This is a genomic window from Pseudomonas sp. MPB26 (assembly GCF_046605355.1).
Lineage (GTDB): Bacteria > Pseudomonadota > Gammaproteobacteria > Pseudomonadales > Pseudomonadaceae > Aquipseudomonas > Aquipseudomonas cedrina.
Genome location: NZ_CP176793.1, coordinates 5,010,054 through 5,035,545 on the forward strand (window position 1 = coordinate 5,010,054; position 25,492 = coordinate 5,035,545).

Here is a 25,492-nt window from a genome sequence, read left to right on the forward strand (position 1 = left end):
ACTGGGTGAGACTCAAGCGCCGTCTTTCTTGTCACGCGCCCGGTCCCACAAACGCACTTCCAGGCTGTTGTGTACTGCAGTCGCACAGACAGCAGCCTGGCCCGTTGCGACACTGATCTGCTTGAGCGAATTGACGACGTCGCCAACCGCATAAAGGCCTTCGACCGAAGTGCCTTGGCGAGCGTCAACCTTCAGCGCACCTTGCTCGTCGGCTTCGGCACCGAGTCGCACCGCCAACTCTGAACCTATGTGGGAGCCCAGCGAGGGGTAGACAATGTCAAAGCAGAGGCTTTCACCTGTGCAAGTCGTCACTTGGACTTTTCCGTCGCGGATCTCGATGTGCTCGACACAATCTCCGACGAGGTGAATCCCGGCATGCCTGGCTGCCGCCACGGCCGCTTCGCAGGCCTTGTTCTCGCCATGGACCAGCACCGTCACCCGGTCGGTGAAATTGCGCAGGAAGAGCCCATGATTGATCGCACAGTGCGCTTCGCCATACACCGCCACGTTATCGCCGTTAACTTCGTAGCCATCACAGATCGCGCAGAGTCGGATCACAGACTGCGCGACGGCATCATAGGCGCCCTCCATGTGCGGCAGGGTGTCGACGATGCCGGTCGCCAGTACCACTCGACGCGCAGTCAACCGGCGGCCGTTGAGCTGGGCGACGAAGCCAGCGGGGTGCTTGAGCAAGCACTCTATCCTTGCTGACTCGATGACCGCGCCGTAGCGCAAGGCCTGCTCTCGCAGCCGGTCGAGCAGATCGCTGCCGGATATGCCCGGTGGAAAACCGGGGTAGTTATGGGTCAGTGGAATGAGGCTCGCACGACTGGGCCCGCCGTCGGCGATCAGGACCTTGCGGTGGAACCGACTCAGGTAAACACCCGTGGTCAACCCGGCGGGGCCGGCGCCGATGATCAGGCAGTCAAAATCGACGTGCCCCGCCTCGGCAGAAGCAGATTCTGGTCGCGCGAACAGCTCGTTGTATTCATCCGGGTCCAAGGGCATCGCCTGTTTCTCGTGAGTACGGTGTCATTAGCACTGACTCGAAAGGATCGACAAAGATTGCTCCAGCCGACAAATGGCCTTTGTTTATGGCGCGTTATCAACGACTTGCCCGTTTGTCCCTGGCGCTGTCCGCACAGCTGAACTTGCGCCGCGCCGCTATTTTCGAAACGCAGACAGACCCCTCTTTTTAACGACATCCCCCAGGAGCAGTTCAATGGACGCCCCACGCCAAATCACCTATGAACAATTCCCGCCTATCGAGCGTCCTCGGCGCAGCGGCATGTTGGCAGTCGACGATCTGCACATGCTGTACTGGGAAGAAAGCGGCAACCCCGACGGTGTGCCGGTTGTTTACGTCCACGGCGGTCCCGGTGAAGGCGCCCCGCCGACCAAGCGACAATTCTGGGACCCGGACCATTACCGTATCGTGCTATTCGACCAGCGCGGCGCACTGCGCTCGACGCCCTTGGCGGAGCTGCGCAACAACACCACCCAGGCACTTGTCAGTGACCTCGAAGCGCTGAGGGAGCATCTGGGCATTGATCGTTGGCTGATCACCGCTGGCTCATGGGGGACCACCTTGGCGCTGGCCTATGGCGAGGCGCATCCGCGGCGCTGCCTGGGCTTCATCCTGCGCGGGGTGTTCCTGGGCACGGCCGACGAGATCGACTGGTTTATCTACGGCATGCGGCGCTTCTTTCCCCGCGCCCATGAAGATTTCATCAACTTCATACCCGAAGCCGAACGCCACGATTTGTTGAAGGCCTACCTCGATCGCATGAAGGACGATGACGAGCAACTGCGCATGGACGCTATCCGTTGCTGGGTGCGTTATTCGGCAAGTTGTTCCTTATTGCGACACGACCCTGACGGCGTGGAAGAACAAGCTTCGGATGACCAGACCAGCATCGGCATGGCTTGCCTGGATGCGTGGTACTTCAAGAACAAGCTGTTCCTGGAAGAGGATCAACTGATTCGTGACATAGCGGCAATCGCCCATCTGCCGTGCAGAATCATCCAGGGCGGTCATGACATGATCGCCACGCCCAATTCGGCCTTTCGCCTGCACAAAGCCTGGCCTGGCTCGGTGCTGACAATCGTCAATGATGCTGGGCATTCGCCATCGGAAACCGGGATCATCAGCGCTTTGATTGAAGCAACCGAGCAATTCAAGACCCGTGGAGCATTCAGCTGACGTTTGTATTTCGCACATAAAGGCCATTCGGCGATTACACAGATCAAATGTGGGAATTGTCGAGCCCCGGCTAGGCTGCGAAGGCGGCGGCATGGCTGGCATTTACTTCGCCTGACACACCGCTATCGCAGCCTCGCTGGGGCTCGAGAGCTCCCACAGGAGCTGTGTCAGGTGGAGTTGGGTTGCACCTGCGAGTTCTTCCGATGTCAGCCAGGCCGAATGTCGATATCAGGCCAATCTGTGACGCTTCCAGGCTGTTTTTGCTGAAGTCAGGCCGCGTAAGGTGACCCATCATTAAAAAATGATGATCGCCTGACGCTTCAGTCAGTACGCCTTGACGTCGATCACCGAGAACAAAAAAACAATGAATAGCCTCCCTTCCAACGATTCAAACGGCCAGTTGGCGCAAGGTTTCAAGCCGCGTCATGTCACCATGCTTTCGATTGCGGGCATCATCGGCGCGGGGCTGTTTGTCGGTTCCGGGCATGCGATTGCGGCGGCAGGTCCCGCGGTGCTGCTGGCCTATCTGTTTTCCGGCCTGCTGGTGGTGCTGGTCATGCGTATGCTGGGGGAGATGGCGGTGGCCAATCCGGATACCGGCTCATTCTCGACCTATGCCGACCAGGCCATCGGCCGGTGGGCCGGCTTTACCATCGGCTGGCTGTACTGGTGGTTCTGGGTGCTGGTGATCCCCATCGAAGCCTTGGCCGCCGGGCATATCCTCAACCAGTGGTTTCCGCAGATCGACGCTTGGCTGTTTGCCTTGTTGTCGATCTTTTTGTTGGTGGTCACCAACCTGTTCAGCGTGTCCAAGTACGGCGAGTTCGAGTTCTGGTTCGCCATGGCCAAGGTCATCGCGATCATCGCCTTCATCGGCCTGGGCTTCGCGGTGCTGATGGGCTGGGTTCCGGAGCGGGAGGCCAGTGGGCTCGGCCAGTTGATGCGCGACCATGGCGGTTTCGCGCCCAACGGGCTGTCGGCGGTGGTCGGCGCCTTCATCACCATTATGTTCAGTTTTATCGGCACCGAGGCGGTTACCATCGCGGCGGCCGAATCCACAAACCCGGCGCAGAATATTGCCCGCGCGACGCGCTCAGTGATGTGGCGCATCGGTGTTTTCTACGTGTTGTCGATTTTCGTGGTGATCTCCGTAGTGCCTTGGAATGACCCGCTCCTGGCCTCGGTCGGGTCGTATCAGCGGGCGCTGGAGCTGATGAATATTCCCCATGCCAAGCTGCTGGTGGACGTGGTGGTGCTGATCGCCGTGGCCAGTTGCATGAACTCTTCGATCTACATTGCCTCGCGCATGCTGTTTTCCCTGGGCAAGCGCGGCGATGCGCCCGGGCTGATGAAGAAGACCTCGGCCGCGAGTGTGCCCCGGGCGGCAGTGATTGCCAGTACGGTCCTGGGCGCGGGCGTGACCCTGTTCAGCTACTTCATGCCGGCCGGGCTGTTTCAGTTCCTGCTGGCCAGTTCAGGCGCCATCGCCTTGCTGGTGTACCTGGTGATCGCGGTGTCTCAGTTGCGCATGCGCAAGATCCTGCGGCAGCGCAACGTGACGCTGACCTTCAAGATGTGGCTGTTTCCCTGGCTGACCTGGCTGGTCATCGTGTTTATCTGCGCCGCCTTGACGGTGATGCTGGTCACGCCCGAGCACCGCTTTGAGGTGTCTTCGACCATCGCTCTGGCCTTGATCATTTCGCTGATCGGATTGCTCACCGCGCGGCAGCCCGAACGCACGGCAAAAACCGCGGCCGCAGCCTCATCGCCATGACCGCTCGCCCTGTGAGCAGCATCGTTTTCCTGCTGCTGGACCAGTTCACCCTGATGTCACTGGCCTCGGCGGTCGAGCCCTTGCGCATGGCCAACCAGTTGTCGGGCCAAGAGCTGTACCAATGGCACACGGCGAGTGCCGACGGTAACCCGGTGTGGGCCAGTGACGGCGTGCCCATCACACCGGACGGTTCGATACTCAGCGCGCCGTCGGCCGATATCGTGATCGTCTGCGGCGGCGTTGGTATCCAGGCGACCGTGACGGGCGAACTGGTCAAATGGCTACGCGGCCAGGCCCGTTACTCCAAGCGCCTGGGGGGCATTTGTACCGGCAGTTGGGTGCTGGCACGGGCCGGCTTGCTCGATGGCTACGAATGCAGTGTGCATTGGGAATGGCTGGCGGCGATGCAGGAGGCGTTTCCTCGGGTGACGCTCAGTACCAGCCTGTTCACCCTTGACCGGGACCGCCTCACCAGCTCGGGCGGCACGGCCCCATTGGACATGATGCTGCACCTGATCGGACGTGATCACGGGCACGAATTGGCGGCGGCCATTTCCGACATGTTTATGTACGAGCGAATCCGTAACGAGCAGGACCATCAACGTGTGCCCTTGAAGCACATGCTGGGCACCCAGCAACCCAAGCTGCAGGACATCGTGGCGTTGATGGAGGCCAACCTGGAAGAGCCGATCGACCTGGATGAACTGGCCGCCTACGTGGCGTTGTCGCGTCGACAGCTTGAGCGCATGTTCCAGAAATACCTGCACTGTTCACCCTCGCGCTACTACCTGCGGCTACGGTTGATTCGCGCACGGCAGTTGCTCAAGCAGACGCCGATCTCAATCGTGGAGTTGGCGGTGCTCTGCGGCTTTGTGTCCACCCCGCATTTTTCCAAATGCTACCGGGAGTACTTCGGCGTGCCGCCCAGCGACGAACGCTCAGTGATGGACAGTGAACGCTCCATCCTGCTCAAACCGGTTATCCGCCCGTCGCCTGCGCCCATGCCGATGAACGTGATGGAACAGGCACGGGGCGAGGCGACGTTTGCCAGTGTGAAAAACCTCAAGCCCTGAACTCAGCGCATCTGCAGGATGATCGGGCTGCTGCTCGCCGGGTCGGTCTGCCCACGCAGCTTGCCCACTGCTTTCGCGTCCACCGCGCCAGCGTTATTGCCCCAAGTTCCGCGCACGTAACTGAGCACTTCGGCGATCTGCTGGTCGGACAATTGCTCACGGAACGCCGGCATGCGGTAGGCATCCGGTACGCCGGCGGTCACCACGCGTTGCGAGCCGTTGAGGGTGATGTTGATCGCGGAGGCGCTTTCCTTGGCCAACGCCGATGTAGCGCCGGCCAAGGGGGGCATCCATTCGGGCTGGCCCTTGCCGTCCAGGCCATGGCAGGAGGCGCAGCGGGTCGCGTAGGTGTGGGCGCCGGGGACGTCCTGGCGCGCGTTCACCGCTTGATACTGCCAGGGCGTGCCGTCGCGTTGCGGGTCGCCGGGCAGTGCCTTGAGGTAACGGGCGATGGCCGCCAGGTCGTCGTCCCGCATGAACTGCGTCGAGTTGTTGAAGGCTTCGGTCATCGAGCCGTAGACCACGGCATGGGCGTTGCGCCCGGTCTTGAGGAACTGCACGATCTGCGCCTCGCTCCAGCGTCCCAGCCCGGTGTTGGGGTCTTGGCGCAGGCTCGGTGCGTACCAGCCGTCGAGCAGGGCGCCGGCGAGGTACGGCGCACCGGACTCGTCCAGGGCTTTTTCGTTGAAGGCCAGGCCGCGCGGCGTGTGGCAACTGCCACAGTGGCCGGGGCCCTGGACGATGTAGGCGCCACGGTTCCACAGCGCGTCCTGATCAGCCTTGGCGACATAGGTCGCGGTGGGCGCGAATAGGCCGTTCCACAGTGCGATGGGCCAGCGCATGTTCAGGGGCCATGGGATATCGCTGGGGATATTCGCCTGGTTGGCCGGTTGCACGCCCTGCATGAAGAACGCATACAACGCGCGCACGTCATCGTCGCTGAGCTTGACGTAGGAAGGGTAGGGCATGGCCGGGTATAACCGGCGGCCACCCGGCGCCACGCCCTGGCGCACCGCCCGGTCGAAGTCGGCCAGGCTGTAGGCGCCGATCCCGGTGGTCTTGTCCGGCGTGATGTTGGTGGCGTGAATCGCACCCAGCGGCGTGGCCATTTCCAGGCCACCGGCGAACGGCGCCTTGCCCGGCAGGCTGTGGCAGGCCACGCAGTCGCTCAGGCGGGCGACGTATTCACCGCGGCTGACCAGTGCGGGCTCGAAGGTGGCGGCGGCCGGTTCCTGTGCGAACGGCGTTGCGGGCTCACGGGTGACGTACCAGGCCAGCAGGCCTGCCGCGACCAGGCAGGGCAGCGCCAGCCAGCCTGCGGTTCTTGCGAATCGACGGTTGTTCATGGGCGTTTCCTGAAGGTCAGCTGAAGGTGTGTCGGCTCAAGGGCAGGCTGCGAATACGCTGGCCGGTCAGTTGCGCCACGGCGTTGGCCACGGCCGGTGCGACGGCGGGCAGCGGCGGTTCACCGATGCCGCCCATCTTCTCGCCACTTTCGACAATCCGCACATGCACCCGCGCCATCTGCGCGGCCGCCAGGATCGGATACAGGTCGTAGTTGCGCGCCCGTGGCATGCCGTCCACGTACACCGCTTCTTCCAGCAACGTCTGGGATAAACCCAACGCCACGGCACCATTGACTTGCGCCTCGACAATCGCCGGGTTGACGATGCTGCCCGGGTCGATGGCTTGCCAGATATCGTGGACTTTGACCTGGCCGTTCTCGATGGACACTTCGGCGATCACTGCCGCGTGGGAGCCGAATGGTGAAGCCATGGCCACGCCGCGCGCGCGTCGGCTGCCGTCTTCGGCCGTGAACGGGCCACGCTTCCAGCCGCCGGACAACTCGCCCACCGCGTGCAGCAGGGTGGTCAGCCGTGAATTGTCGCGCAACAGATGCAGGCGCAATTCATAGGGATCCTGGCCGCCTTTGTCGGCCAGCTCATCCAGGAACGCTTCGTAGAAAAAGTCGTTGAGCGAATTGCCCACCGAACGCCAATAGCCGAGCATCGCCGGGCCTTTGACGTAGATCTGCGCGATGCGTTTATTGGGGATGGCGTAGGCTTTGCCCGACAACCCTTCAAGGGCCGTCGGGTCGATTTTCTCGCCCTGTTTACCGGCGATGGCTTCGCTCGGGCCTTCGGTGGCGCTGACGGCTTCGATCGCCAGGGGCAGGCCTTTGTCGTCCAACGCGGCGCGGAACTTGACCACGGCCACCGGGCGCAATACGTCACGCAGGAACTCTTCCTCGCGGGTCCAGATCACCTTGACCGGCCGGCCCACCGCTTTGGCCAACGCGATGGCCTGAGGGTAGGGGTTGGCCGAGTCATACAGGAAATGCCGGCCGAAAAAACCGCCCAGCAGTGGCGAATGCAGATTGATCTTCGCCACGTCGAGGCCGGTGCGTTTGGCGATATCGGCGCGGAACATGTCCGGCGCCTGGTTGGGCAGCCAAATGTCCAGCGTACCGTCGGCGTTGTAGCGTGCCAGGGCCGACGGCGGCTCCAGCTGGGCATGGTTGACGTACTGATTGTGGTAGGTGGCTTCGATGCGCGTCTTGGCGCCTGCCAGCGCGCCGGCCACGTCACCTTCATTCTCCTCGTCGCGGGCCGGGCCTTGCTGGGCGCCGAGGAAGTCGCGGTACTTGTCGCTGGAAAAGTCCGCCGGCATCACGCGTACGCTCGAGTCGGCCGCCGCTTCCAGCCAGTCGACTTGGACCGCTTCCACCGCACGCTTGGCGTGCCACCAGCGTTCAGCCACCACCGCCACGGCACCGGGCAGTAGGTGCACCGAATGCACGCCTTTCATGCCTTCGACCTGTGACTGGTTGCGCAGGCCGCCCACGGTCATGCCCAGGCGTGGCGCATGCTGTACCGCGGCGTGGAGCATGCCGTCGACTTTCAGGTCGATGCTGTATTGCGCCTTGCCGGTGGATTTGTCGTAGGCGTCCAGACGCTTGACCGGTTTGCCGATCCAGCGGAACTGGCTCGGATCGCGCAGCGTGATGCTGGCCGGGTCGGGCACCGGCATGTCCAGGGCGCGCCCGGCCAATTCGCCGTAGCCCAGCGAGCGACCGGACGCTGCGTGCACTACCCGGCCAGGCTGGGTGGTCAATTCGGCGACCGGCACACCCAACTGCTCGGCGCCGGCCTGCAGCAACATGGCGCGGGCGAGGGCGCCGAGGCGACGCATGGTCGGGTAGCTCATGCGCACCGACATGCTGCCGCCGGTGATGCGCATGCCGTTTTCCATCACTACATAGGCTTCGCCGGGCGGCGCTGCTTCGACGATGAACGTGGCGGGGTCGGCATCCAGTTCTTCACCGACAATCTGCGCCATGGCGGTGTGGGTGCCTTGGCCGCCTTCCATGAAGGGACTGAGCAGGCGCACGCTGCCATCCGGGCGGATTTCCAGGAAAGCCGGCACCTGGGTGCCGCGTTCTGCGCTGGCGGCGGCCTGCACTCTGGCGGAGCCGAGCGGCAGGCCAAAGCCGATCACCAGCGCACCCACGGCGGTACTCGCCAGGAAGCGACGGCGCGACAGGTTTATGGGTTCACCGGATAACAGATCGGGCAGTTCAGGGCGCATGTTCATCAGACGCCCTCCTGCTTGGCCAGGTCGTGGACGGCCGCATGAATAGCGTTATACGTACCGCAACGGCACAGGTTGACCATCGCCGCCTGAATCTGCGCATCGCTCGGCGCGGGGGTGTGCTTGAGCAGGGCAGTGGCCGCCATCACCTGCCCGGACTGGCAGTAACCGCATTGCGCCACTTGGCGCTCGACCCAGGCCGCGACCACGCGCTTGCCCACGTCGTCGGTTTCAATCGCCTCGATGGTGGTGATCTCACGCCCGACCACGCCGGCGACCGGCGTCACACATGAGCGCACCACATTGCCGTCCACCAGCACCGAACAGGCGCCGCACTGGGCCAGGCCGCAGCCGAACTTGGTGCCGGTCAGGCCCAGGTCGTCGCGGATCACCCACAGCAGCGGCGTGTCGGCGTCGGCGTCGACCTCATAGGTTTTCTGATTGATGCGTAATTCCATGGCTCACCTGCTCATCATCGGTGGAGGCGGCCATTTATTAGTAGTGGTTACGGCGGCCGCTCATTGTCGAACTCTAGACCAGCGCGCAAGGGCTATCTATCTGAAATCCGATAAGTCGCAGGATCAGGCAAGTATTCAAGAGGATTGAGTTATGGCCCGTCGGCTGAGATGTAGTGAGCGGGCTTGCCCCGCGCTGGGCTGCGAAGCGGCCCCAAACCAGGCGATTCGGTTCTACCTGGAGGCCGGCGTTGTCTTTATTAGGGCCGCTTCGCAGCCCAGCGCGGGGCAAGCCCGCTCACTACACGTTGTGGGGCAGTAGACTCAGGCCCAACCATCGCGCACCGCACTGCGAATCCCCTCCAGCAACATCGCAAATGCCGGGTTGTCGTTGTTTTCGCGCCAGATCAAATGCAGCTCGCTCTGTGCCCCGTCGCCCAGGTCGATATCGCGGAATACCACATTCTTGAACACCACGCTGCTGGCGCAACGCGGTACCAGCGCCAGGCCCATGCCAGCGTTGACCAGTGCCAGGATGGTCAGCGACGAACCCAGCCACTGCACATACTCAGGCGCGACGCGGGCCGAGCGCAGCAGGCCGGTGAGCAGTTCGTTGAACGGCGGGTAGGCCGAGTGCGCGTACATCAGGAACGGCTGGGCGTCCAGGTCGTGCACGCTGACACTCTCGGCGTTGGCCAGTCGATGGCTGCTCGGTACGGCCAGCACAAAGGGTTCGCGCACCAGGCATTCGGTGGCATAACCCGGTTCCAGCAGCGGTGCGCGGACGATGCCCAGGTCGATGCGGCGGGCGCGCAGGGCTTCGTATTGCTGGTAGGTGTTCATCTCCGACAGGTCGATCTTGACGTGGGGCTGGTTGAGCCGCGCCTCGGCGATCACCCTGGGCAAGAACTCATACACCGCGCTGCCGACGAAGCTGATATTCACCGTGCCGATGTCGCCCTCGGCGAAGCGTCGCGCGGTCACCGCCGCTTGCTGGGCGCGCTCCAGCAGGTTCTGTGCCTCGATAAAAAACGCACGGCCGGCGGCGGTGAGCGCGACGCTGCGGGTGGTGCGGGTAAACAGCTCGACACCCAGGTGATGTTCAAGCAGTTGGATCTGCCGGCTGAGGGGCGGTTGGGTCATGTTCAGCCGTTCGGCCGCGCGCCGAAAATTCAGCTCGGTGGCTACGGTGGTGAAGCAGCGCAGTTGAGTCAGTTCGAACATTGATCTAATCCAGGTATCAATCGAATGCCAAGTTAGATTAGACGGGAACAATCTCCCGCGTCCATCATCGACTCGCCCCTAAAAAAACAATGAATGGGAGTCACCCCTTGGATACCCTCCAGAACCCGCCCGACCCGAACGTGCTGGCCCGCGCCGCCGCCAAGGTCAAGCGTCATGTACTGCCGCTGTTTGTGGTGATGTTCATCGTCAACTACATCGACCGGGTCAACATCGGCTTTGTGCGCAGCCATTTGGAAATCGACCTGGGCATTGGCGCGGCGGCCTATGGCTTGGGCGCCGGGTTGTTCTTCATTGGCTATGCGATCTTCGAAGTGCCGTCCAACCTGCTGCTGCAACGCTACGGCGCACGGGCCTGGCTGACGCGCATCATGTTCACCTGGGGCGCGGCCGCGATGGCCATGGCCTTCGTCAAGGGTGAAACCAGCTTTTATATCCTGCGTTTTGTCCTCGGCGCCGCCGAAGCCGGGTTTTTCCCAGGGGTCATCTATTATTTCACCCAGTGGCTGCCAGCCTCCGAGCGCGGCAAGGCCATGGCGATTTTCCTCAGCGGTTCGGCAATTGCCTCGGTCATCTCCGGACCGGTGTCGGGGGCGTTGCTGCACATCAACGGCTTGAGCCTGCATGGCTGGCAGTGGATGTTCCTGATCGAGGGCTTTGCTTCGATCGTGCTCTGCGGCTTTGTGTGGTTCTGGCTGCAATCCCATCCGCATCAGGCGAAGTGGCTCAGCGCAGAGGAAAAGCACGCACTGGTCAGTGCTATCGAGGCCGAACAACAGGCACGTGAAGCGGCCCAGACCGTGCGACCGTCGATGTTCAAGTTGCTCGCCGACAGGCAGATTGCACTGTTCTGCTTTATCTACTTTTCCATCGCCCTGACCATCTACGGCGCCACCTTCTGGCTGCCCAGCATGATCAAGAAAATGGGCAACCTGGGCGACTTCCAAGTCGGCCTGTTCAACTCGATTCCCTGGCTGATTTCCATCGTCGCCATGTACGTTTTCGCCGCCCTGGCCAGCAAGTGGAAACACCAGCAGGCATGGGTGGCGCTGATGCTGGTGATTGCCGCCTTCGGCATGTTCATGTCCACCACCGGCGGGCCGGTGTTTGCCTTTGTCGCCATCTGTTTTGCGGCGATTGGCTTCAAGGCCGCTTCCGCACTGTTCTGGCCGATCCCCCAGGGTTACCTGGATGCGCGCATTGCTGCGGCGGTGATTGCCCTGATTAATTCGGTCGGCAACCTGGGAGGCTTCGTCGCGCCCACCACCTTCGGCCTGCTGGAGCAGACCACCGGCTCCATCGAAGGCGGGTTGTATGGCCTGGCCGCCACATCGCTGCTGGCGGCGGTGGTGGTGTTTTTTACGCGCACCTCGCCACGGGGCAGCGTGCCGCCCACGTCCACACCGACTGCTCACCCACACGCCCTGCGTCCAGGCCCACAAGGAGCCGCCTCTTGAAAATCGTCCGCGTTACCGTCACGCCCATTGCCTTTCGCGACCCGCCGCTGCTTAACGCCAGCGGGATCCATGAAGCTTTTGCATTGCGCTCGATCATCGAGGTAGAGAGCGACACCGGCTACATCGGCCTTGGCGAAAGCTACGGCGATGCCCCGGCGCTGGCGATCCAGCAACAGGTGCAGCCGCAACTGATCGGTCTCGACCCCTTCAACCTGAACGGGCTGCGCGCGATCGTTCAGGCCACGGTGGCCGCGCATAAACCCGCGAGCCTCAGTGGCGCGGAACTGGCGCCGGGCTCCCATGCCAGCAAGGCCGTGAGCAACGCCTACTCGGCGTTCGAAGTGGCGCTGCTCGACCTGCAGGCCCACTCCCTGAATGTGCCGCTGGTGGACCTGCTCGGCGGCGCGATCCGCGACCGGATCCCGTTCAGCGCCTACCTGTTCTTCAAGTACGCCGAACACATCGATTCGCCCTACAAAGCCGACAGTTGGGGCGAAGCGCTCAACGAACAGCAGATCGTCGCCCAGGCCCGGCGCATGATCGACACCTACGGCTTCAAAAGCATCAAGCTCAAGGCCGGCGCCCTGGAGCCGGAACATGAAGTGCGTTGTATCAAGGCGCTGAAAAAAGCCTTCCCCGGCGTGCCGCTGCGCATTGACCCAAATGGCAACTGGTCCTTGGAAACCTCGATTCGCATGGCCGAACTGCTCGGCGATGACCTGCAATATTACGAAGACCCGACGCCCGGCCTGGACGGTATGGCCGAGCTGCACAGGCGTACCGGCTTGCCGCTTGCGACCAACATGGTGGTCACCGATTTCGACGAGTTCCGCCGCAGCGTGGCGCTGAACAGCGTGCAAATCGTGCTCGCCGACCACCACTACTGGGGCGGCCTGCGCGACACCCAGGTCTTGGCGAAGATGTGCCATACCTTCGGCCTGGGCGTGTCGATGCACTCCAATTCACACCTGGGTATCAGCCTGATGGCGATGGCGCACGTGGCCGCGTCGGTGCCCAACCTCGATTACGCCTGCGACACCCATTACCCCTGGCAGGAACCGGACGAAGAAGTGATCAAGGGCGGCAAGTTGCCCATTGTCGATGGCTGCGTGACTATTACCCGCGCACCGGGCCTGGGCCTGGAGCTTGACCCTGATCAACTGGGCAAGCTGCATGACCAGTACCTCAGCTGCGGCATTCGCCAGCGCGACGATGTGAAACAGATGCAGCGTTATCAACCCGACTGGAAGACCGTCAAACCGCGTTTCTGAAGCTTGGTCGCTTCGCTTTGCCCGGTGACGCATCCGCGTGTATCACCGGGCTTTTTTTATGCGAAATCTTCCTCGAAATGTTCCTGCTCGCCGCGAGTGTCGCTCTGACGACGCAGCCTCTCCATCTGGCGCAGCTCCACGCGGCGAATCTTGCCGGAAATGGTCTTGGGCAGCTCGGTGACGAACTCAATACGTCGCACCCGCTGGTAGGGCGCCAGGTGTTCGCGGGCAAAGGCCAGGATATGCCGGGCCAGCTCGGCGCTGCCCGCTGCGTCATGGGCCAGGATCAGAAACGCCTTGGGCACGGCCAGGCGCACCGGATCGGGGCTGGGCACCACGGCCACTTCCATCACCGCCGGGTGTTCGATCAAGGCACTTTCCAGCTCGAACGGGCTGATGCGGTAATCGGACGCCTTGAACACATCGTCGGCGCGGCCCACGAACGTGATATAGCCGTCGGCGTCGATCTGCGCGGTGTCGCCGGTACGGTAGTATCCGTCACGCATGACTTCGGCGGTTTTTTCCGGGCTGTCTTCGTAGCCCAGCATCAGGCCCAGCGGGCGCACGTCCAGGGGCAGGGCGACTTCGCCTTCGGTGCCGGGAATGCCATCGGCATCGAGCAGCGCGACCTGGTAGCCCGGTAGTGGGCGGCCCATGGAACCTGGCTTGAGCACTTGGCCCGGGGTGTTGCCCACCAGGGCGGTGGTTTCCGATTGGCCGAAGCCATCGCGCAGCGGCAAGCCCCAGGCGTGTTGGATCTGCTCAATGATTTCCGGGTTCAGCGGCTCACCGGCACCGACCAGTTCGCGCAGGCTCAGGCGCGGTTTGTAGCTGGCCAGGTCTTCCTGGATCAACATGCGCCACACGGTGGGCGGCGCGCACAGGCTGGTCACGCGGTAACGTTCCAACGTCGCGAGCAAGGCTGGTGCGCTGAACCGCGCGACGTTATGAATAAAGATGCACGCGCCGGCATTCCACGGCGCGAACAGGCAACTCCACGCATGCTTGGCCCAGCCTGGTGACGAGATATTCAAGTGCAGATCCCCCGGCTGCAGGCCGATCCAGTACATCGTCGACAGATGGCCCACCGGGTAGCTCTGGTGGCTGTGCAGCACCATTTTTGGCTTGGACGTGGTGCCGGAGGTGAAGTACAGCAGCATCGGATCGGTGGCCAGGGTGCAGCCTTCGGCTTCGAACTGCTCGTTGTGTTCATAGGCGGCGCTGTGCGCGGCCCAGCCGGCAGGCGCCGAGCCCACGCAGATACGGCTGCAACCGTGGGCCAGCCCGGCGAATTTATGCACATGCGCCTCGCCCACCACCAAGTGACGAACCTGCCCGCGCTGGATACGGTCGCTTAGGTCATCGGCGTTCAGCAGGGCCGTAGCGGGGATGACCACGGCGCCGAGCTTGAACGCCGCGAGCATGGTTTCCCACAGCGCCACATCGTTGCCGAGCATCAACAGCACACGGTCACCGCGACGTACGCCGAGGGCGCGCAGATGGTTGGCGACCTGGTTGGAACGCGCGGCCAATTGCTGGAAGCTGTAGCGCTGCTCGCTGCCGTCTTCCTCGACGATCCACAGCGCATTGGCCACATTGCCCTCGGCCATGGCATCGAAATAGTCCAGGGCCCAGTTGAATTCGTCCAGTTGCGGCCAGCGAAAATCCCGTACGGCGGTGGCGTAGTCGGTGCGGTGAGCGAGCAGAAAATCCCGAGCGGCCAGGAAGGGCTGGGTCATGGTGGCTGTCCTTGATTATTGTTGTGGGGACTGGCCTTCGGCTGCAACCGAGAGGCTGGACCGAGTATAGGCACGCATAAATCAGAGCAGAACGCTCAAAAACACCGGAACGTTATGCAAAAAACTCGTGGGCGTTGATCGAGTGGTGATGATCGGCAGGCTGATTAAGCATGGGTTCAGGGCAAGAACCGAAACCCACCCGACAATTTGCCCTTCAAATAACTGACCAACGCACTGACCGACTTCGGCACATGCGGCGAATACGGGCGAATCAGGTAAATCTCATCGGCAAACGCGCCCTTGAGCGTCCAGCCCTTGAGCACCTGCACCAGCGTGCCGCTGGCCAGGGCGGCGTGCGCGCTGAAGTCGGGGAGCAGGGCGATGCCCAGGTGACTGAGCGCCGCGTCGCGCAAGGCTTCGCTGTTATTGGTGGCAAAGCTGCCGGCGATTGGCACGGTGAGGCGTTCGACGTGTTTGCTGCCGCGCTCGAAGGTCCAGGCGGGCTGGTCGGTGCCGCGTGGATAGAACAGGCAATTGTGCGAGGACAGGTCGCCGGGTTCACGCGGTTCGCCGTGACTTTGCAGGTAATCCCGGGTGGCGACCAGCACCGAGCCGGTATCGCACAGTTTCCACGCCACGTGGGTTTCGGGCACCTGGAAGCCATGCCGCACCGCCAGGTCGTAGCCCTCGGCGGCCAGTGAACTCAGGGCGTCCGACACATCCAGCTGGATACGCACTTGCGGGTATTGCTGCAAGAATGCCGACAGGTGCGGCACCAGTTGCTGGCGCGCAAATGCCACCGGTGCGGTGAGGCGCACCAGCCCGCGGATCTCGCCGACCGAGTCGCGCACCGACGAGAAGCTGCGCGCGATCTGTTCGTAGGCGCTACGCACTTCACGGGTCAAGGACAGCCCCGCCTCGGTCAGCCGCACGCTGCGCGTGGTGCGCGTTACCAGGCGTGTGCCGGTGGCCTTTTCCAGGTCGGAAATACGCTGGCTGACGGCGGACTTGCTCACGCCCAAGCGCGCGGCAGCGGCGGTGTAGGTGCCGTGTTCCTCCAGCACCGACAGCCAATGGATGTGGGTCCACAGCCCTTCGATCTCAGTTTTTTCCATGGGATCATTGTTCGCCAATGTGGACAATAAGTTCTGGATTCTGCTCTGGTTTGGAACAAAGCGAAAGCCTAAGGTGTGTTCCAACGCTACTCACCTGGATCGACTGCCATGACCACTACCATCGAGCACTACATCAACGACCAGCGCGTGTCCCGCGATGATCGCTATCAGGACGTTTACAACCCGGCCACCGGCGAAAAGACCGGCCGCGTCGCCCTGGCCAGCCGCCAGACCGTGGCCGAAGCCGTCGCCGCGGCCCAGGCCGCCTTCGCCGGTTGGGCAGACACGCCGCCGATCCGCCGAGCCCGCGTGCTGTTCGAATACCTGCACCTGCTGCGCGCGCGTAAGGACGACCTGGCGCGCATTATCGTCGCCGAGCACGGCAAGGTCTTTACCGACGCCCAGGGCGAAGTCGACCGTGGCATCGACATCCTCGAGTTTGCCTGCGGCATCCCCAACCTGCTCAAGGGTGAATATTCCGACCAGGTTTCCCGTGGCATGGACAACTGGACCCTGCGCCAGCCGCTGGGGGTTGTGGCCGGCGTTACGCCGTTCAACTTCCCGGTGATGGTGCCGATGTGGATGTACCCGATCGCCATCGCGGCGGGCAACACCTTCATCCTCAAGCCAAGCCCGACCGACCCGAGCGCCTCGCTGTTCATGGCCGAGCTGCTGCGTGAAGCCGGCCTGCCCAAAGGTGTGTTCAACGTGGTGCAGGGCGACAAGGAGTCGGTAGACGCACTGATCGAACACCCGGACGTCAAGGCGGTGAGCTTCGTCGGCTCCACGCCGATTGCCCAGTACATCTACGAAACCGGCGCGCGCAACGGCAAGCGCGTGCAAGGCCTGGGCGGCGCGAAAAACCACATGGTGGTGATGCCCGACGCCGATATCGAAAAAACCGTGGACGCACTGATGGGCGCGGCCTACGGCAGTGCCGGCGAGCGCTGCATGGCAATCTCGGTGGCCGTGCTGGTGGGCGATGTGGGTGACAAAGTCATCGCCGCCTTGACCGAACGTGCCAAGCAACTGCGCATCACCGACGGCCGCGACTTGAAGGCCGAGATGGGGCCGATCGTGTCCCGCGCCGCGCTGGAACGCATCAGTGGCTACATCGAGCAAGGCGTGCAGGCCGGCGCGCAACTGCTGCTCGACGGGCGCGACTACGTGCCCACCGAAGCGGGCCTGGAAAATGGCTTCTGGCTCGGCGCGACGCTGTTCGATCATGTCACCCGTGAAATGAGCATCTATCGCGAAGAAATATTCGGCCCCGTGCTGGCGTGTGTCCGCGTGAACGACTTCGCCGAAGCGGTGAAACTGGTCAACGACCACGAATTCGGCAACGGCGTCAGCTGCTTTACCCGCGACGGCAACATCGCCCGCGAATTTGCACGCCGCATCGAAGTGGGCATGGTCGGCATCAACGTGCCCATCCCGGTGCCGATGGCGTGGCATGGTTTTGGTGGCTGGAAGAAGAGCCTGTTTGGCGACATGCATGCGTATGGCACCGAGGGTGTGCGCTTCTACACCAAGCAGAAATCGATCATGCAGCGTTGGTCGGAGAGCATCGAGCAGGGCGCGGAGTTTGCGATGCCAGTGTCCAGGTAATTCAAGGACACAGCAGAACGTGTGTGGGAGCGGGCTTGCTCGCGAATGCAGGGTGTCAGTCGCCAGATATGCTGGCTGACATGCCGCATTCGCGAGCAAGCCCGCTCCCACAGTCTTTGGTCTGTACGGGGTTCAAGTACTCACTGGTCAGATGCGTTATCGTTTGCACCAGGTACTCACTTGGAGACGGATTTGAAAGGAATCACACTGTTCCCATTGTTGGGAACGCTGCTGTCAGGCTGTACGCCGTCTTACTCGGCATGGACGGGCAGTATGAACGGATTTGTCGGCACCCGTTTTCATGACCCTATCTATCAGGACTGCAGCCGCGGCTGTGGCGATTCCTATTGGTCACCAGTCAATCATGACAAGGTCTATGATCGGGTTGTGAAGGAAGGCGACAGCCAGCGCTACTTCGTTACCTGGATCAGAGACTGCCGATATTCGGTGCTGGTCTCAGGTGAGGGTATCGTCCAATCGTGGCGTTACGAGACGGAAGATCGCGGCAGTTGCTATATCTTCTAGCCGGCTTTGGTGCGAGAGGGGGCAGCCCCTAATGCCGGTCAGTTAAACGCATCTCCCACTTTTCAGCGCATTCAGGCAATTGCTTTTGCAGGCATCAGGCACTCGATGGAGCGGTCCACCGTCGTCCTGGCTATCTCCAGCAAATGCCACACCGCCAGAATCTTTGCCCGCTCAGGGCTTTCCAACTGTTCCCCGCAATCCAGCGCAGTCGCCGAAGCACTGTCCAGCAGACTGGCGGTGTAGAGCAGGGCATCTTCGAAGCTGAGGTCTTCGTTGACGGTGTGAAAGCCTTGGGTGGGCAGGTAATGCTCGATGGCGCGGTTGAAGGCGGCGCGGTCCTTAGCGGGGTCGCGGGGTGGGTCGGGTAGGACTTTGTTCATGGTGTAACTCCTATTGAGCATGAGAGCTACCGCCAACGCTGCTAAACGAAGGTGGCAGCTGTACGCGGGTTAGCAGACCGGTCAATAGGAAAACCAGCGCACTCGAAGGTGCCCCACGCACAGCCACCATAAAAGTGGACGTGAACCGTGTGCCTATTGAAGCCAGGCTGCTAAACCCGATCGCTGAAACCCAGCGACGGAGCGAAGACTAGCCACCGATTCCAGCAGGCACAAGGCGGCAGGGATTGTCTAGGAAACGTCCTGCAATTAAAAGGGATGTGCCTTGCTGGCCTTTTACAAACCATAACCAAATGCCACTAACCCCGCCGATCCAACAGTGGAGTGCGGGCAAGGTGGGAGCTGGCTTGCCTGCGATAGCCCTGGGTATCTACACAACTTTCAGAGGCTGGCATATCTCTTTGTAGTGAGCGGGCTTGTCCCGCGCTGGGCTGCGAAGCGGCCCCAAACCAGGTGAATTGGGTTTGTCTGAAACTGCGCGGTGTATTTATTGGGGCGGCTTCGCAGCCCAGCGCGGGACAAGCCCGCTCACTACAAAAATGTGTAGATACCTACTGGGTTAGTGTGGGTCGTAGACTTGATATGCTGCGATTGCTTTCATATCGATAGCAACTAATCTGATAACTAAGCGCTCGGTTTAATTTGGCGCGCAATACCGTTAAGCGCAGAAGAATAACGGCTCGGGCCCGCAGCCCTGCTGCCTGGTAATTGAGTGGCTAGCTTTCTAGTTGCTTGTCGTTGATTGTAAGTGCCACTGTCTTTATATCAAGGACATAAATACAGTGATGGCCTTTTTAACCTAAACAATTCTTCATGTTGCGACAGCCAGGCTTCCATGTTAAACCTTGCTCCGCACGTTAAGGCCAACTCTGGCTCGCTCTTTTCAGTCAGCAGCAAGTTGCTGGCTGTCATGTGTTATTCAATCTTCGCTTGTCACTTAAGCGTCAGTAAAAGGACATCATCATGAAACACGCGAATCACACACCCACTCGTTGGACTCGGGCCGATGCGCTGAAAGTTAATGAGAATGACCCGACGACCACGCAGCCGTTAGTGCGTCCTGACTTTCCTGTCATGAGTGACACGGTATTTATCTGGGACACCATGCCATTGCGTGAACTTGATGGCACCGTGGTATCCGTCAATGGCTGGTCGGTGATTTTCACACTCACCGCCGACCGCCGTCCGCACGATCCGCAATTCATCAATGCCGATGGCCGCTACGACATCAAGCGTGACTGGGAAGACCGCCATGGCCATGCGCGTATCTGCTACTGGTACTCGCGCACCGGCAAGGACTGGATCTTCGGCGGTCGTGTCATGGCCGAAGGGGTTTCGCCGACCACCCGTGAATGGGCCGGTACACCGATCCTGCTCAATAACGCCGGTGATATCGACCTGTATTACACCTGTGTCACCCCCGGAGCGACGATTGCCAAAGTGCGCGGCCGGGTTGTCACCTCCGACAGCGGTGTGGAGTTGCAAGGCTTTAGTCAGGTCAAGTCGCTGTTCGACGCCGACGGCACCTATTACCAAACCGAGGCGCAGAACGCGACCTGGAACTTTCGTGATCCCAGCCCGTTTATCGACCCCGGGGATGGCAAGTTGTACATGGTGTTTGAAGGCAACGTCGCCGGCGAGCGCGGGACACATGAAGTGGGCCCCAATGAGTTGGGGTTGGTGCCACCGGGGCACGAGGACGTGGGCGGGGCGCGCTATCAGGTCGGCTGCATCGGCATTGCCGTCGCCAAGGACCTCAACGGTGACGAATGGGAGATCCTGCCGCCGCTGGTAACCGCCGTCGGCGTGAACGATCAAACCGAGCGGCCGCACTACGTGTTTCAGGACGGCAAGTACTACCTGTTCACCATCAGTCATAAATTCACCTACGCCGATGGCGTGACGGGGCCGGATGGCGTCTATGGGTTCGTCGGCGATCATCTGTTCGGCCCTTACACACCCATGAATGCCTCCGGGCTGGTGCTCGGCAACCCGCCTTCGCAGCCGTTCCAGACGTATTCGCACTGCGTGATGCCCAACGGCCTGGTGACGTCGTTTATCGACAGCGTGCCCACCAACGGCGATGACTACCGCATCGGCGGCACCGAAGCGCCCACCGTCAGGATTGTATTGAAGGGTGACCGCTCGTTTGTGCAGGAGGCTTATGACTACGGGTACATCCCCGCAATGCGTGATGTGATGTTGAACCAGTAACCGTCTGGCCGCCATTTATCAGCAGATAAAATGCTGCAAATGTGGGAGGGGGCTTGCCCCCGGTAGCGGTGGATCAGTCGACATTTACATTGACTGACCTACCGCCATCGGGAGCAAGCGCTCTCCCACTTTTTTTGAACGCATTGATCAAGTCCCCGCCCACCGGGCCGATACAGCCACTAGCACCCCGAGCGATCCCGAACTCGGAGGTGCACGCCTGGTCGTCTCAGGACAACGAATAAAAATTAAAAGGGGTAGCCATGACCATATTGCAGCGTGTGATCGGCGGGTTTGCGGTGTTGGTGCTGTTGCTGCTGATCATGGCCGGGATCAGCTATCAGAACACGCAGTCCATCGGCAGTCGCTTGTCCATCATCACCGGCCAGTCGGCGCCGTTGAGCCGGGCCGCCAGTGAGCTCTACGTGCACATCCTGCGCGCCAACCAGGCGTTGCTGGCCATTCAGATCAGCACCGACCCCAAGCAGATCGAGGACGGCAAGCAGCCGTTCACCGAGAGCATCGCCCAGTTCACGCAGTTGCTCGACAGCACCGCGGCCTACACCGGCGAGCATGAGGCGCTGCGGGCGAACCTGGCGCAGCAGCGCCAACACGTTACTGCCTACGCCGAACAGGCGCAGGCCTTGATGACCTCCCACTTGCAGCATGTGCAGCAGTTGGCGCTGACGCGCAAACTGCAAGGCTACAGCAGTGCGCAGGCGATGCAGCTGACCAGCTACTTGCGTGATTACATCGCGCATGCGCGCAGCGTCAACGAACCGCAACAGGTGGCCGCAGCAGAGAAACTGCTGCTGGAAGTCAACAAATCCTACGATGGCTTCGCGGCCCATACCGTCACGCCCGCCATCGATAAACTGCAACGCGTGCTGAACCTGCAGGACGAAGTGATCAGCACCCGGGCGCAGGCGCTGACGGCGATTGACCCGCGAGTCGGGCGGATTGCCGGCGTCATGGTCAATCGCCTGCTGACGGACCTGACCGCCACTGACGGCCTGTTCCAGGCCTATCAAGCCGAGGCGAAGCTCGCCGCGCAGGTGCAGCAGCAACGCAATGCGGTTGAGGCGGCACTCAAAGCCACCCTCGACCGCATCGGCGAGTTCGGCAGCCAGTCCCTGGAGGTCGCCAACCAGGCCAGCCACTCGGCCAACGCCACCATCGGCACCAGCCGCAGCGTGTTGTTGATCGCCTGTGTGCTGGCGGTGCTGGCGGCCGTGGCGATTGGTACCTGGGTCGCCTTCAGCCTGCGACGCCCGCTGGCGGCGTTTCGCGAAGTACTCAAGACGCTCACCGCCGGCGACATGCGGGTGAGTTTCGATGTCAGCCGCAAAGATGAGTTCGGTGAGTTGGGCGGTTACCTGAACGAGCTGACCAAGGCGCTGCAAAAAACCTTTCGTGAGTTGATCAGCTCGGCCGATGCGCTGGCCGTGACCGCTGGCAACAATGCCTTGAACAGCGAACAGACCACCCGTGTGGTGGACGAGCAGAAGGACCGCCTGCAATCGGCCGCCTCGGCCATGACGCAGATGGAAAGCACGGTCGAAGAAGTCGCCCGGCGTGCTCAGGACACCCGCCAGGCCGTGGACGACACCAGTGAGCTCACGCACAAGGTGCAGGAGCGCGTGGCCGAGACCATCGTCAATATCCGCCAGCAGGCCGACCAGGTGAACAAAGCCACGCAGGTGACCGATGAGCTGCAAAAATACGGGCAGAACATCGAGGGCATTGTGGTTGCGATTCGCACCATCGCCGAACAGACCAACCTGCTGGCCCTCAACGCAGCAATCGAAGCGGCGCGTGCCGGCGAGCAAGGGCGCGGTTTTGCGGTCGTGGCCGATGAAGTGCGTTCCCTGGCCAGCCGTACCCAGACCTCGACCAGCGAAATCCAGGACATGATCGGGCTCATGCAGCAAAAAATTCACTCGGTGGTGCACGTGATGAACGAAAGCCAGGCACAGTCCAGCCAGTGCGTGTCCCTGGCCTCGGGCGCCGGTGACTTGCTGCTGTCGATGAGCGACGCGGTCGACAGTATCCGCGACATGAACATCCAGATTGCCGCCGCCACCGAGCAGCAGAGCGCCACGGTGCAGGAAACCAGTCGCATGGTCATCCAGATCAACGATTCGGCCCAGCAGACGGCAAACGGTGCCGAGCAGTCCGCCAGCAGCAGCCAAGAGCTGTCGAACATGGCCAAAGTGCAGCGCGAGCTGCTCCATCATTTCAGCGTTTGAGCCGCAGGAGTCAGAACATGAAAGCATGGTTAATGCTCGCCCTGGGTGCGACGCTGTTGATTCCGGGCCCGGCCCAGGCCGCCACGCCCTTGCTGGGTGTAGGCATGGCGAAATACGACGATAACTTCCAGACCCTGCTGCGCAACGGTGTGCAGCAACAGGCCAGCGTGATGAACGCCGATATTTTTATGGAGAATGGCAAGGACAGCGTCGATTTGCAGATGCGTCAATTGCGCAACCTGATCAATTCCAAGGTGGATGCGATCATCATTGCAATGGTCGACGGCAAAAGCGCGGCGCAGATGATGCAGTTGGCCTCGGACGCGAAGATCCCACTGGTGTTCGTCAACCGTAACCCGAACCCGGAAAAGTGGCCGGCACAGACCGCGTTCGTCGGCTCCAACGAGCTGGAGTCGGGCACGTTGCAGATGGAAGAACTGGCGCGCCGCGCCGGTTACAAAGGCAACGTGGTGATTCTGGTGGGCGACCCGGCCAACGCATCTTCATTGATGCGCACCGATGACGTGGAAAAAGTCGTCGCCAAATATTCGGACATGAAAGTGATACAGAAAAAAGTCGGCAACTGGGAGCGTAGCCAGGCCGCCACCATTGTCATGGACTGGGTCAAGCAGGGCGTCGACTTTTCGATCATCGCCGCCAACAACGACGAAATGGCGATCGGCGCGATCATGGGGCTGGAAAAGGCCGGCAAGCAGGCCAAGGACTATTGGGTCGGCGGCATCGACGGCACGCCGGACGGTTTGAAATTGATGGCCGAGGGCAAGATGGCCGTCAGCGTGTTCCAGGATGCCGCAGGCCAGGCCGCTGGCGCCGTGGACACCGCGTTGCGCCTGGTGCGTGGCGAAGTGTTGGAATCGCCGGTGCTGTGGGTGCCGTTCAGGCTGATCACGCCTGAGAATCGTCAGGAGTTTGAATAGTCACGGGCAGGGTACCGATCCCCGGTCTCATGGCGACACCCATTGCACGCTGTCATACACGAAACCCGGGCTCAGGAAGCCGCTGCCGGTTTTACCGGAAGCCACGTCGATTTCCAGGGAGTTCTGGCCGGCATGCAGCGCCGTACGCGGGACGTTGATTTCAAACAGTGTGTTGTTGCCTCGATAAGTGCCGCGCGTAATTCCCCGGCTTTCGGGCTGGTTGGACGCTGCCGCGACCGGCGCTTCCCAGGTGTGATTGACCGTCACGCGCGGACGCCCGCCCGCTTGCTCCAGTGAAACGTAGAGCCGCAATCGATAGTCGTGGACCTCGTTGGCGCCAAGCATGAAGTCGATGCGCGTAGGGGAATTGACGTCGCGCCACTGGGCTGCGGGAAACTCGCTGATGGCACTGCTTCCAACTGTGTAAGTCAGCGGTTTCCACGCGGCCATTCGAGCGTCTGAAGGATGGGCCGAGGTGAGTTGATTGGCATTCAGGAACCCTGTGGGTGTGCCATCAGGCACGCCGATCTGCCAGTTCATGCGGCCAGCGGTCGGCTGCGCGTTCAGTTCCGTATGAGCGAGACTGCCTGTCTTGACGTCCACCGAGCCTCGCGCCACTTCCAGCTCGTTCTGGTAGAGCGTTGTGCGGTACTGGCCGGCGCGTACCCCCGTTAATTGCGCGTCACCCCTGGCGTCTGCACGTGCCCAGTATTGCGCGCTTGCGTTGCTCAAGCCGATCAGGGCAGGCAACCCGGGAGCGACGCCGGACAGGTGAGCCGAAACCGAACCTCGAGCGGCACTGTCGACGTAACCTCTGAGCCCCAATGAGTTGTTCACGAACCTCAGGTCGGTCAGCGCGCTGCTCGGTGGGCCCGCGTCGGTAAACAGCAGGCCATACACACCGTGCAAGCCGCCGCGATAGGCTTCGGTCTGGGTGTGGTTGGAGAACATGTAGTTATACATTTCGTGGGTGGTGGCTGTTTTCTGGGTGGCGATATCCTTGAAAAACGGCCCGCCGGCGCTGAGTTCGCGATTGCCCATCAGCATGTACACCGCTACGCCCGGGCCACTCACTCCGTGCAGGGCATCGTCGATCATGGGGCGGGCCGAATAGAACTTGGAACTGGTGCGTCCGTCCGCCAGCAAGAACACGTCCTTGCCTTCGATGGCCTGGCCCACATTCGAGTCGGTGCCTTGGGCAGCCTTGGGCAGTTTGCTGACGTTGAACCGTGCAACGAAACGCAACTCGCCGACCGGTAGCAGGGTCGGCGCATAGGTGGCCATATAGATCGCGTTTCGGTCCCGGTGCGCCAGATAGTAATGCGTCAAGTCGCCCGCCTGGGCGGTGATGACGATCACATCGCCCACGGTCTTGGTCTCCACGTGTGCGGCACCGAGGCCGGAGGCGATTTGCGAGCCTTTCGCCTCAAGGGTTTGCAGCTCGTTGCCACGGTAGCGCATCGACACTAGATCGCCGTTGCGGGTGTCGACACTGAAGACCAGCTCGGCGCCGGTGTCGACCACCACGCGCCCGTCCGTTTGGGTAAAGCCAAAACCGCCAGGTTGCGCGCAGGCGGGCAGGGCAGCGCTGGCAAGGCAGACGCCGCACAGCATCAGAAGAGAAAAATGCTGCATCAGGTTCT

General features: G+C 61.7%; 19 protein-coding genes and 1 pseudogene. 11 read left to right on the plus strand and 9 right to left on the minus strand.

Features of this window, described 5'->3' with window-relative positions; translation table 11 throughout:
- Positions 1–12: 12 nt before the first annotated feature.
- The gene (locus ACLH0H_RS23060; protein ID WP_411379773.1) at positions 13–1,008 is read right to left on the minus strand and encodes an NAD(P)/FAD-dependent oxidoreductase; all 996 of its coding nucleotides are present in this window, start codon (positions 1,006–1,008) and stop codon (positions 13–15) included.
- A 214-nt stretch (positions 1,009–1,222) separates the two neighbouring features.
- Here ACLH0H_RS23060 and pip point away from each other — a divergent pair, with 214 nt between their 5' ends.
- The 3 genes from pip (at position 1,223) to ACLH0H_RS23075 (ending at position 5,050) form a co-directional block, all read left to right on the plus strand.
- Complete coding sequence (gene pip, locus ACLH0H_RS23065; protein ID WP_411379774.1) at positions 1,223–2,203, plus strand: prolyl aminopeptidase; 981 nt, start codon at positions 1,223–1,225, stop codon at positions 2,201–2,203.
- 364 nt (positions 2,204–2,567) lie between these two features.
- Positions 2,568–3,977 (plus strand): GABA permease, encoded by a 1,410-nt coding sequence (gene gabP, locus ACLH0H_RS23070; RefSeq protein WP_411379775.1) that lies wholly within the window; start codon positions 2,568–2,570, stop codon positions 3,975–3,977.
- On the plus strand, positions 3,974–5,050 hold the full coding sequence (locus ACLH0H_RS23075; RefSeq protein ID WP_411379776.1) for a GlxA family transcriptional regulator: 1,077 nt from the start codon (positions 3,974–3,976) through the stop codon (positions 5,048–5,050). Before gabP ends, ACLH0H_RS23075 begins: the two co-directional genes overlap by 4 nt.
- Before the next feature lie 2 nt (positions 5,051–5,052).
- Here ACLH0H_RS23075 and ACLH0H_RS23080 read toward each other — a convergent pair whose 3' ends face one another.
- The 4 genes from ACLH0H_RS23080 to ACLH0H_RS23095 form a co-directional block, all read right to left on the minus strand.
- A complete protein-coding gene (locus tag ACLH0H_RS23080) occupies positions 5,053–6,396 on the minus strand; it encodes a c-type cytochrome (RefSeq protein ID WP_411379777.1) in 1,344 nt (447 codons plus the stop codon).
- 16 nt (positions 6,397–6,412) lie between these two features.
- A complete protein-coding gene (locus tag ACLH0H_RS23085; protein WP_411379778.1) occupies positions 6,413–8,644 on the minus strand; it encodes a molybdopterin cofactor-binding domain-containing protein in 2,232 nt (743 codons plus the stop codon).
- Entirely contained in the window at positions 8,644–9,099 is a 456-nt protein-coding gene (locus tag ACLH0H_RS23090; protein ID WP_411379779.1) for a (2Fe-2S)-binding protein, read from the minus strand. The genes ACLH0H_RS23085 and ACLH0H_RS23090 overlap by 1 nt, the downstream gene beginning before the upstream one ends.
- Before the next feature lie 321 nt (positions 9,100–9,420).
- The gene (locus ACLH0H_RS23095; protein ID WP_411379780.1) at positions 9,421–10,320 is read right to left on the minus strand and encodes a LysR family transcriptional regulator; all 900 of its coding nucleotides are present in this window, start codon (positions 10,318–10,320) and stop codon (positions 9,421–9,423) included.
- Positions 10,321–10,427: 107 nt separating this feature from the next.
- On the opposite strand from ACLH0H_RS23095, the gene ACLH0H_RS23100 reads away from it, so the two are divergent.
- Entirely contained in the window at positions 10,428–11,795 is a 1,368-nt protein-coding gene (locus ACLH0H_RS23100) for an MFS transporter (RefSeq protein ID WP_411379781.1), read from the plus strand.
- A complete protein-coding gene (locus ACLH0H_RS23105; RefSeq protein ID WP_411379782.1) occupies positions 11,792–13,066 on the plus strand; it encodes a glucarate dehydratase family protein in 1,275 nt (424 codons plus the stop codon). Before ACLH0H_RS23100 ends, ACLH0H_RS23105 begins: the two co-directional genes overlap by 4 nt.
- A gap of 56 nt (positions 13,067–13,122) precedes the next feature.
- Here the strand turns inward: ACLH0H_RS23105 and ACLH0H_RS23110 are convergent, their stop codons facing one another.
- Both ACLH0H_RS23110 and ACLH0H_RS23115 read right to left on the minus strand, forming a co-directional pair.
- On the minus strand, positions 13,123–14,805 hold the full coding sequence (locus tag ACLH0H_RS23110; protein ID WP_411379783.1) for an AMP-binding protein: 1,683 nt from the start codon (positions 14,803–14,805) through the stop codon (positions 13,123–13,125).
- Between the two features lie 176 nt (positions 14,806–14,981).
- Positions 14,982–15,920 carry a LysR family transcriptional regulator gene (locus tag ACLH0H_RS23115; protein WP_411379784.1) on the minus strand — a complete coding sequence of 313 codons (939 nt, stop codon included), beginning with the start codon at positions 15,918–15,920 and terminating at the stop codon, positions 14,982–14,984.
- 108 nt (positions 15,921–16,028) lie between these two features.
- Between ACLH0H_RS23115 and ACLH0H_RS23120 the strand changes: the two genes are divergently transcribed.
- The gene (locus ACLH0H_RS23120; protein WP_411379785.1) at positions 16,029–17,528 is read left to right on the plus strand and encodes a CoA-acylating methylmalonate-semialdehyde dehydrogenase; all 1,500 of its coding nucleotides are present in this window, start codon (positions 16,029–16,031) and stop codon (positions 17,526–17,528) included.
- A 273-nt stretch (positions 17,529–17,801) separates the two neighbouring features.
- Entirely contained in the window at positions 17,802–18,053 is a 252-nt protein-coding gene (locus tag ACLH0H_RS23125) for a hypothetical protein (RefSeq protein WP_411379786.1), read from the plus strand.
- Positions 18,054–18,124: 71 nt separating this feature from the next.
- On the opposite strand, the gene ACLH0H_RS23130 is transcribed toward ACLH0H_RS23125, so the two are convergent.
- The gene (locus ACLH0H_RS23130) at positions 18,125–18,433 is read right to left on the minus strand and encodes a DUF6124 family protein (protein ID WP_411379787.1); all 309 of its coding nucleotides are present in this window, start codon (positions 18,431–18,433) and stop codon (positions 18,125–18,127) included.
- Positions 18,434–19,414: 981 nt separating this feature from the next.
- On the opposite strand from ACLH0H_RS23130, the gene ACLH0H_RS23135 reads away from it, so the two are divergent.
- The 4 genes and pseudogenes from ACLH0H_RS23135 (at position 19,415) to ACLH0H_RS23150 (ending at position 23,849) form a co-directional block, all read left to right on the plus strand.
- Positions 19,415–20,665: a glycoside hydrolase family 68 protein gene (locus ACLH0H_RS23135; RefSeq protein ID WP_411379788.1), complete on the plus strand. Its 1,251-nt coding sequence runs from the start codon at positions 19,415–19,417 to the stop codon at positions 20,663–20,665.
- 968 nt (positions 20,666–21,633) lie between these two features.
- Positions 21,634–22,053: pseudogene (locus ACLH0H_RS23140) on the plus strand (HAMP domain-containing protein); the annotation flags it as partial.
- Positions 22,054–22,155: 102 nt separating this feature from the next.
- On the plus strand, positions 22,156–22,911 hold the full coding sequence (locus ACLH0H_RS23145; RefSeq protein ID WP_411382452.1) for a methyl-accepting chemotaxis protein: 756 nt from the start codon (positions 22,156–22,158) through the stop codon (positions 22,909–22,911).
- Positions 22,912–22,928: 17 nt separating this feature from the next.
- Positions 22,929–23,849 carry a substrate-binding domain-containing protein gene (locus ACLH0H_RS23150; RefSeq protein WP_411379789.1) on the plus strand — a complete coding sequence of 307 codons (921 nt, stop codon included), beginning with the start codon at positions 22,929–22,931 and terminating at the stop codon, positions 23,847–23,849.
- A 27-nt stretch (positions 23,850–23,876) separates the two neighbouring features.
- Here the strand turns inward: ACLH0H_RS23150 and ACLH0H_RS23155 are convergent, their stop codons facing one another.
- Positions 23,877–25,484, minus strand: a complete 1,608-nt coding sequence (locus ACLH0H_RS23155) for a rhamnogalacturonan lyase B N-terminal domain-containing protein (RefSeq protein WP_411379790.1) — start codon at positions 25,482–25,484, stop codon at positions 23,877–23,879.
- Positions 25,485–25,492 lie beyond the last annotated feature (8 nt).

Bases quoted from the DNA above. Each gene is read 5' to 3' on its own strand.
- ACLH0H_RS23060 (WP_411379773.1), bottom strand. From the start codon at position 1,008: ATGCCCTTGGACCCGGATGAATACAACGAGCTGTTCGCGCGACCAGAA.
- pip (WP_411379774.1), top strand. From the start codon at position 1,223: ATGGACGCCCCACGCCAAATCACCTATGAACAATTCCCGCCTATCGAG.
- gabP (WP_411379775.1), top strand. From the start codon at position 2,568: ATGAATAGCCTCCCTTCCAACGATTCAAACGGCCAGTTGGCGCAAGGT.
- ACLH0H_RS23075 (WP_411379776.1), top strand. From the start codon at position 3,974: ATGACCGCTCGCCCTGTGAGCAGCATCGTTTTCCTGCTGCTGGACCAG.
- ACLH0H_RS23080 (WP_411379777.1), bottom strand. From the start codon at position 6,396: ATGAACAACCGTCGATTCGCAAGAACCGCAGGCTGGCTGGCGCTGCCC.
- ACLH0H_RS23085 (WP_411379778.1), bottom strand. From the start codon at position 8,644: ATGAACATGCGCCCTGAACTGCCCGATCTGTTATCCGGTGAACCCATA.
- ACLH0H_RS23090 (WP_411379779.1), bottom strand. From the start codon at position 9,099: ATGGAATTACGCATCAATCAGAAAACCTATGAGGTCGACGCCGACGCC.
- ACLH0H_RS23095 (WP_411379780.1), bottom strand. From the start codon at position 10,320: ATGTTCGAACTGACTCAACTGCGCTGCTTCACCACCGTAGCCACCGAG.
- ACLH0H_RS23110 (WP_411379783.1), bottom strand. From the start codon at position 14,805: ATGACCCAGCCCTTCCTGGCCGCTCGGGATTTTCTGCTCGCTCACCGC.
- ACLH0H_RS23115 (WP_411379784.1), bottom strand. From the start codon at position 15,920: ATGGAAAAAACTGAGATCGAAGGGCTGTGGACCCACATCCATTGGCTG.
- ACLH0H_RS23120 (WP_411379785.1), top strand. From the start codon at position 16,029: ATGACCACTACCATCGAGCACTACATCAACGACCAGCGCGTGTCCCGC.
- ACLH0H_RS23125 (WP_411379786.1), top strand. From the start codon at position 17,802: ATGAACGGATTTGTCGGCACCCGTTTTCATGACCCTATCTATCAGGAC.
- ACLH0H_RS23130 (WP_411379787.1), bottom strand. From the start codon at position 18,433: ATGAACAAAGTCCTACCCGACCCACCCCGCGACCCCGCTAAGGACCGC.
- ACLH0H_RS23135 (WP_411379788.1), top strand. From the start codon at position 19,415: ATGAAACACGCGAATCACACACCCACTCGTTGGACTCGGGCCGATGCG.
- ACLH0H_RS23150 (WP_411379789.1), top strand. From the start codon at position 22,929: ATGAAAGCATGGTTAATGCTCGCCCTGGGTGCGACGCTGTTGATTCCG.
- ACLH0H_RS23155 (WP_411379790.1), bottom strand. From the start codon at position 25,484: ATGCAGCATTTTTCTCTTCTGATGCTGTGCGGCGTCTGCCTTGCCAGC.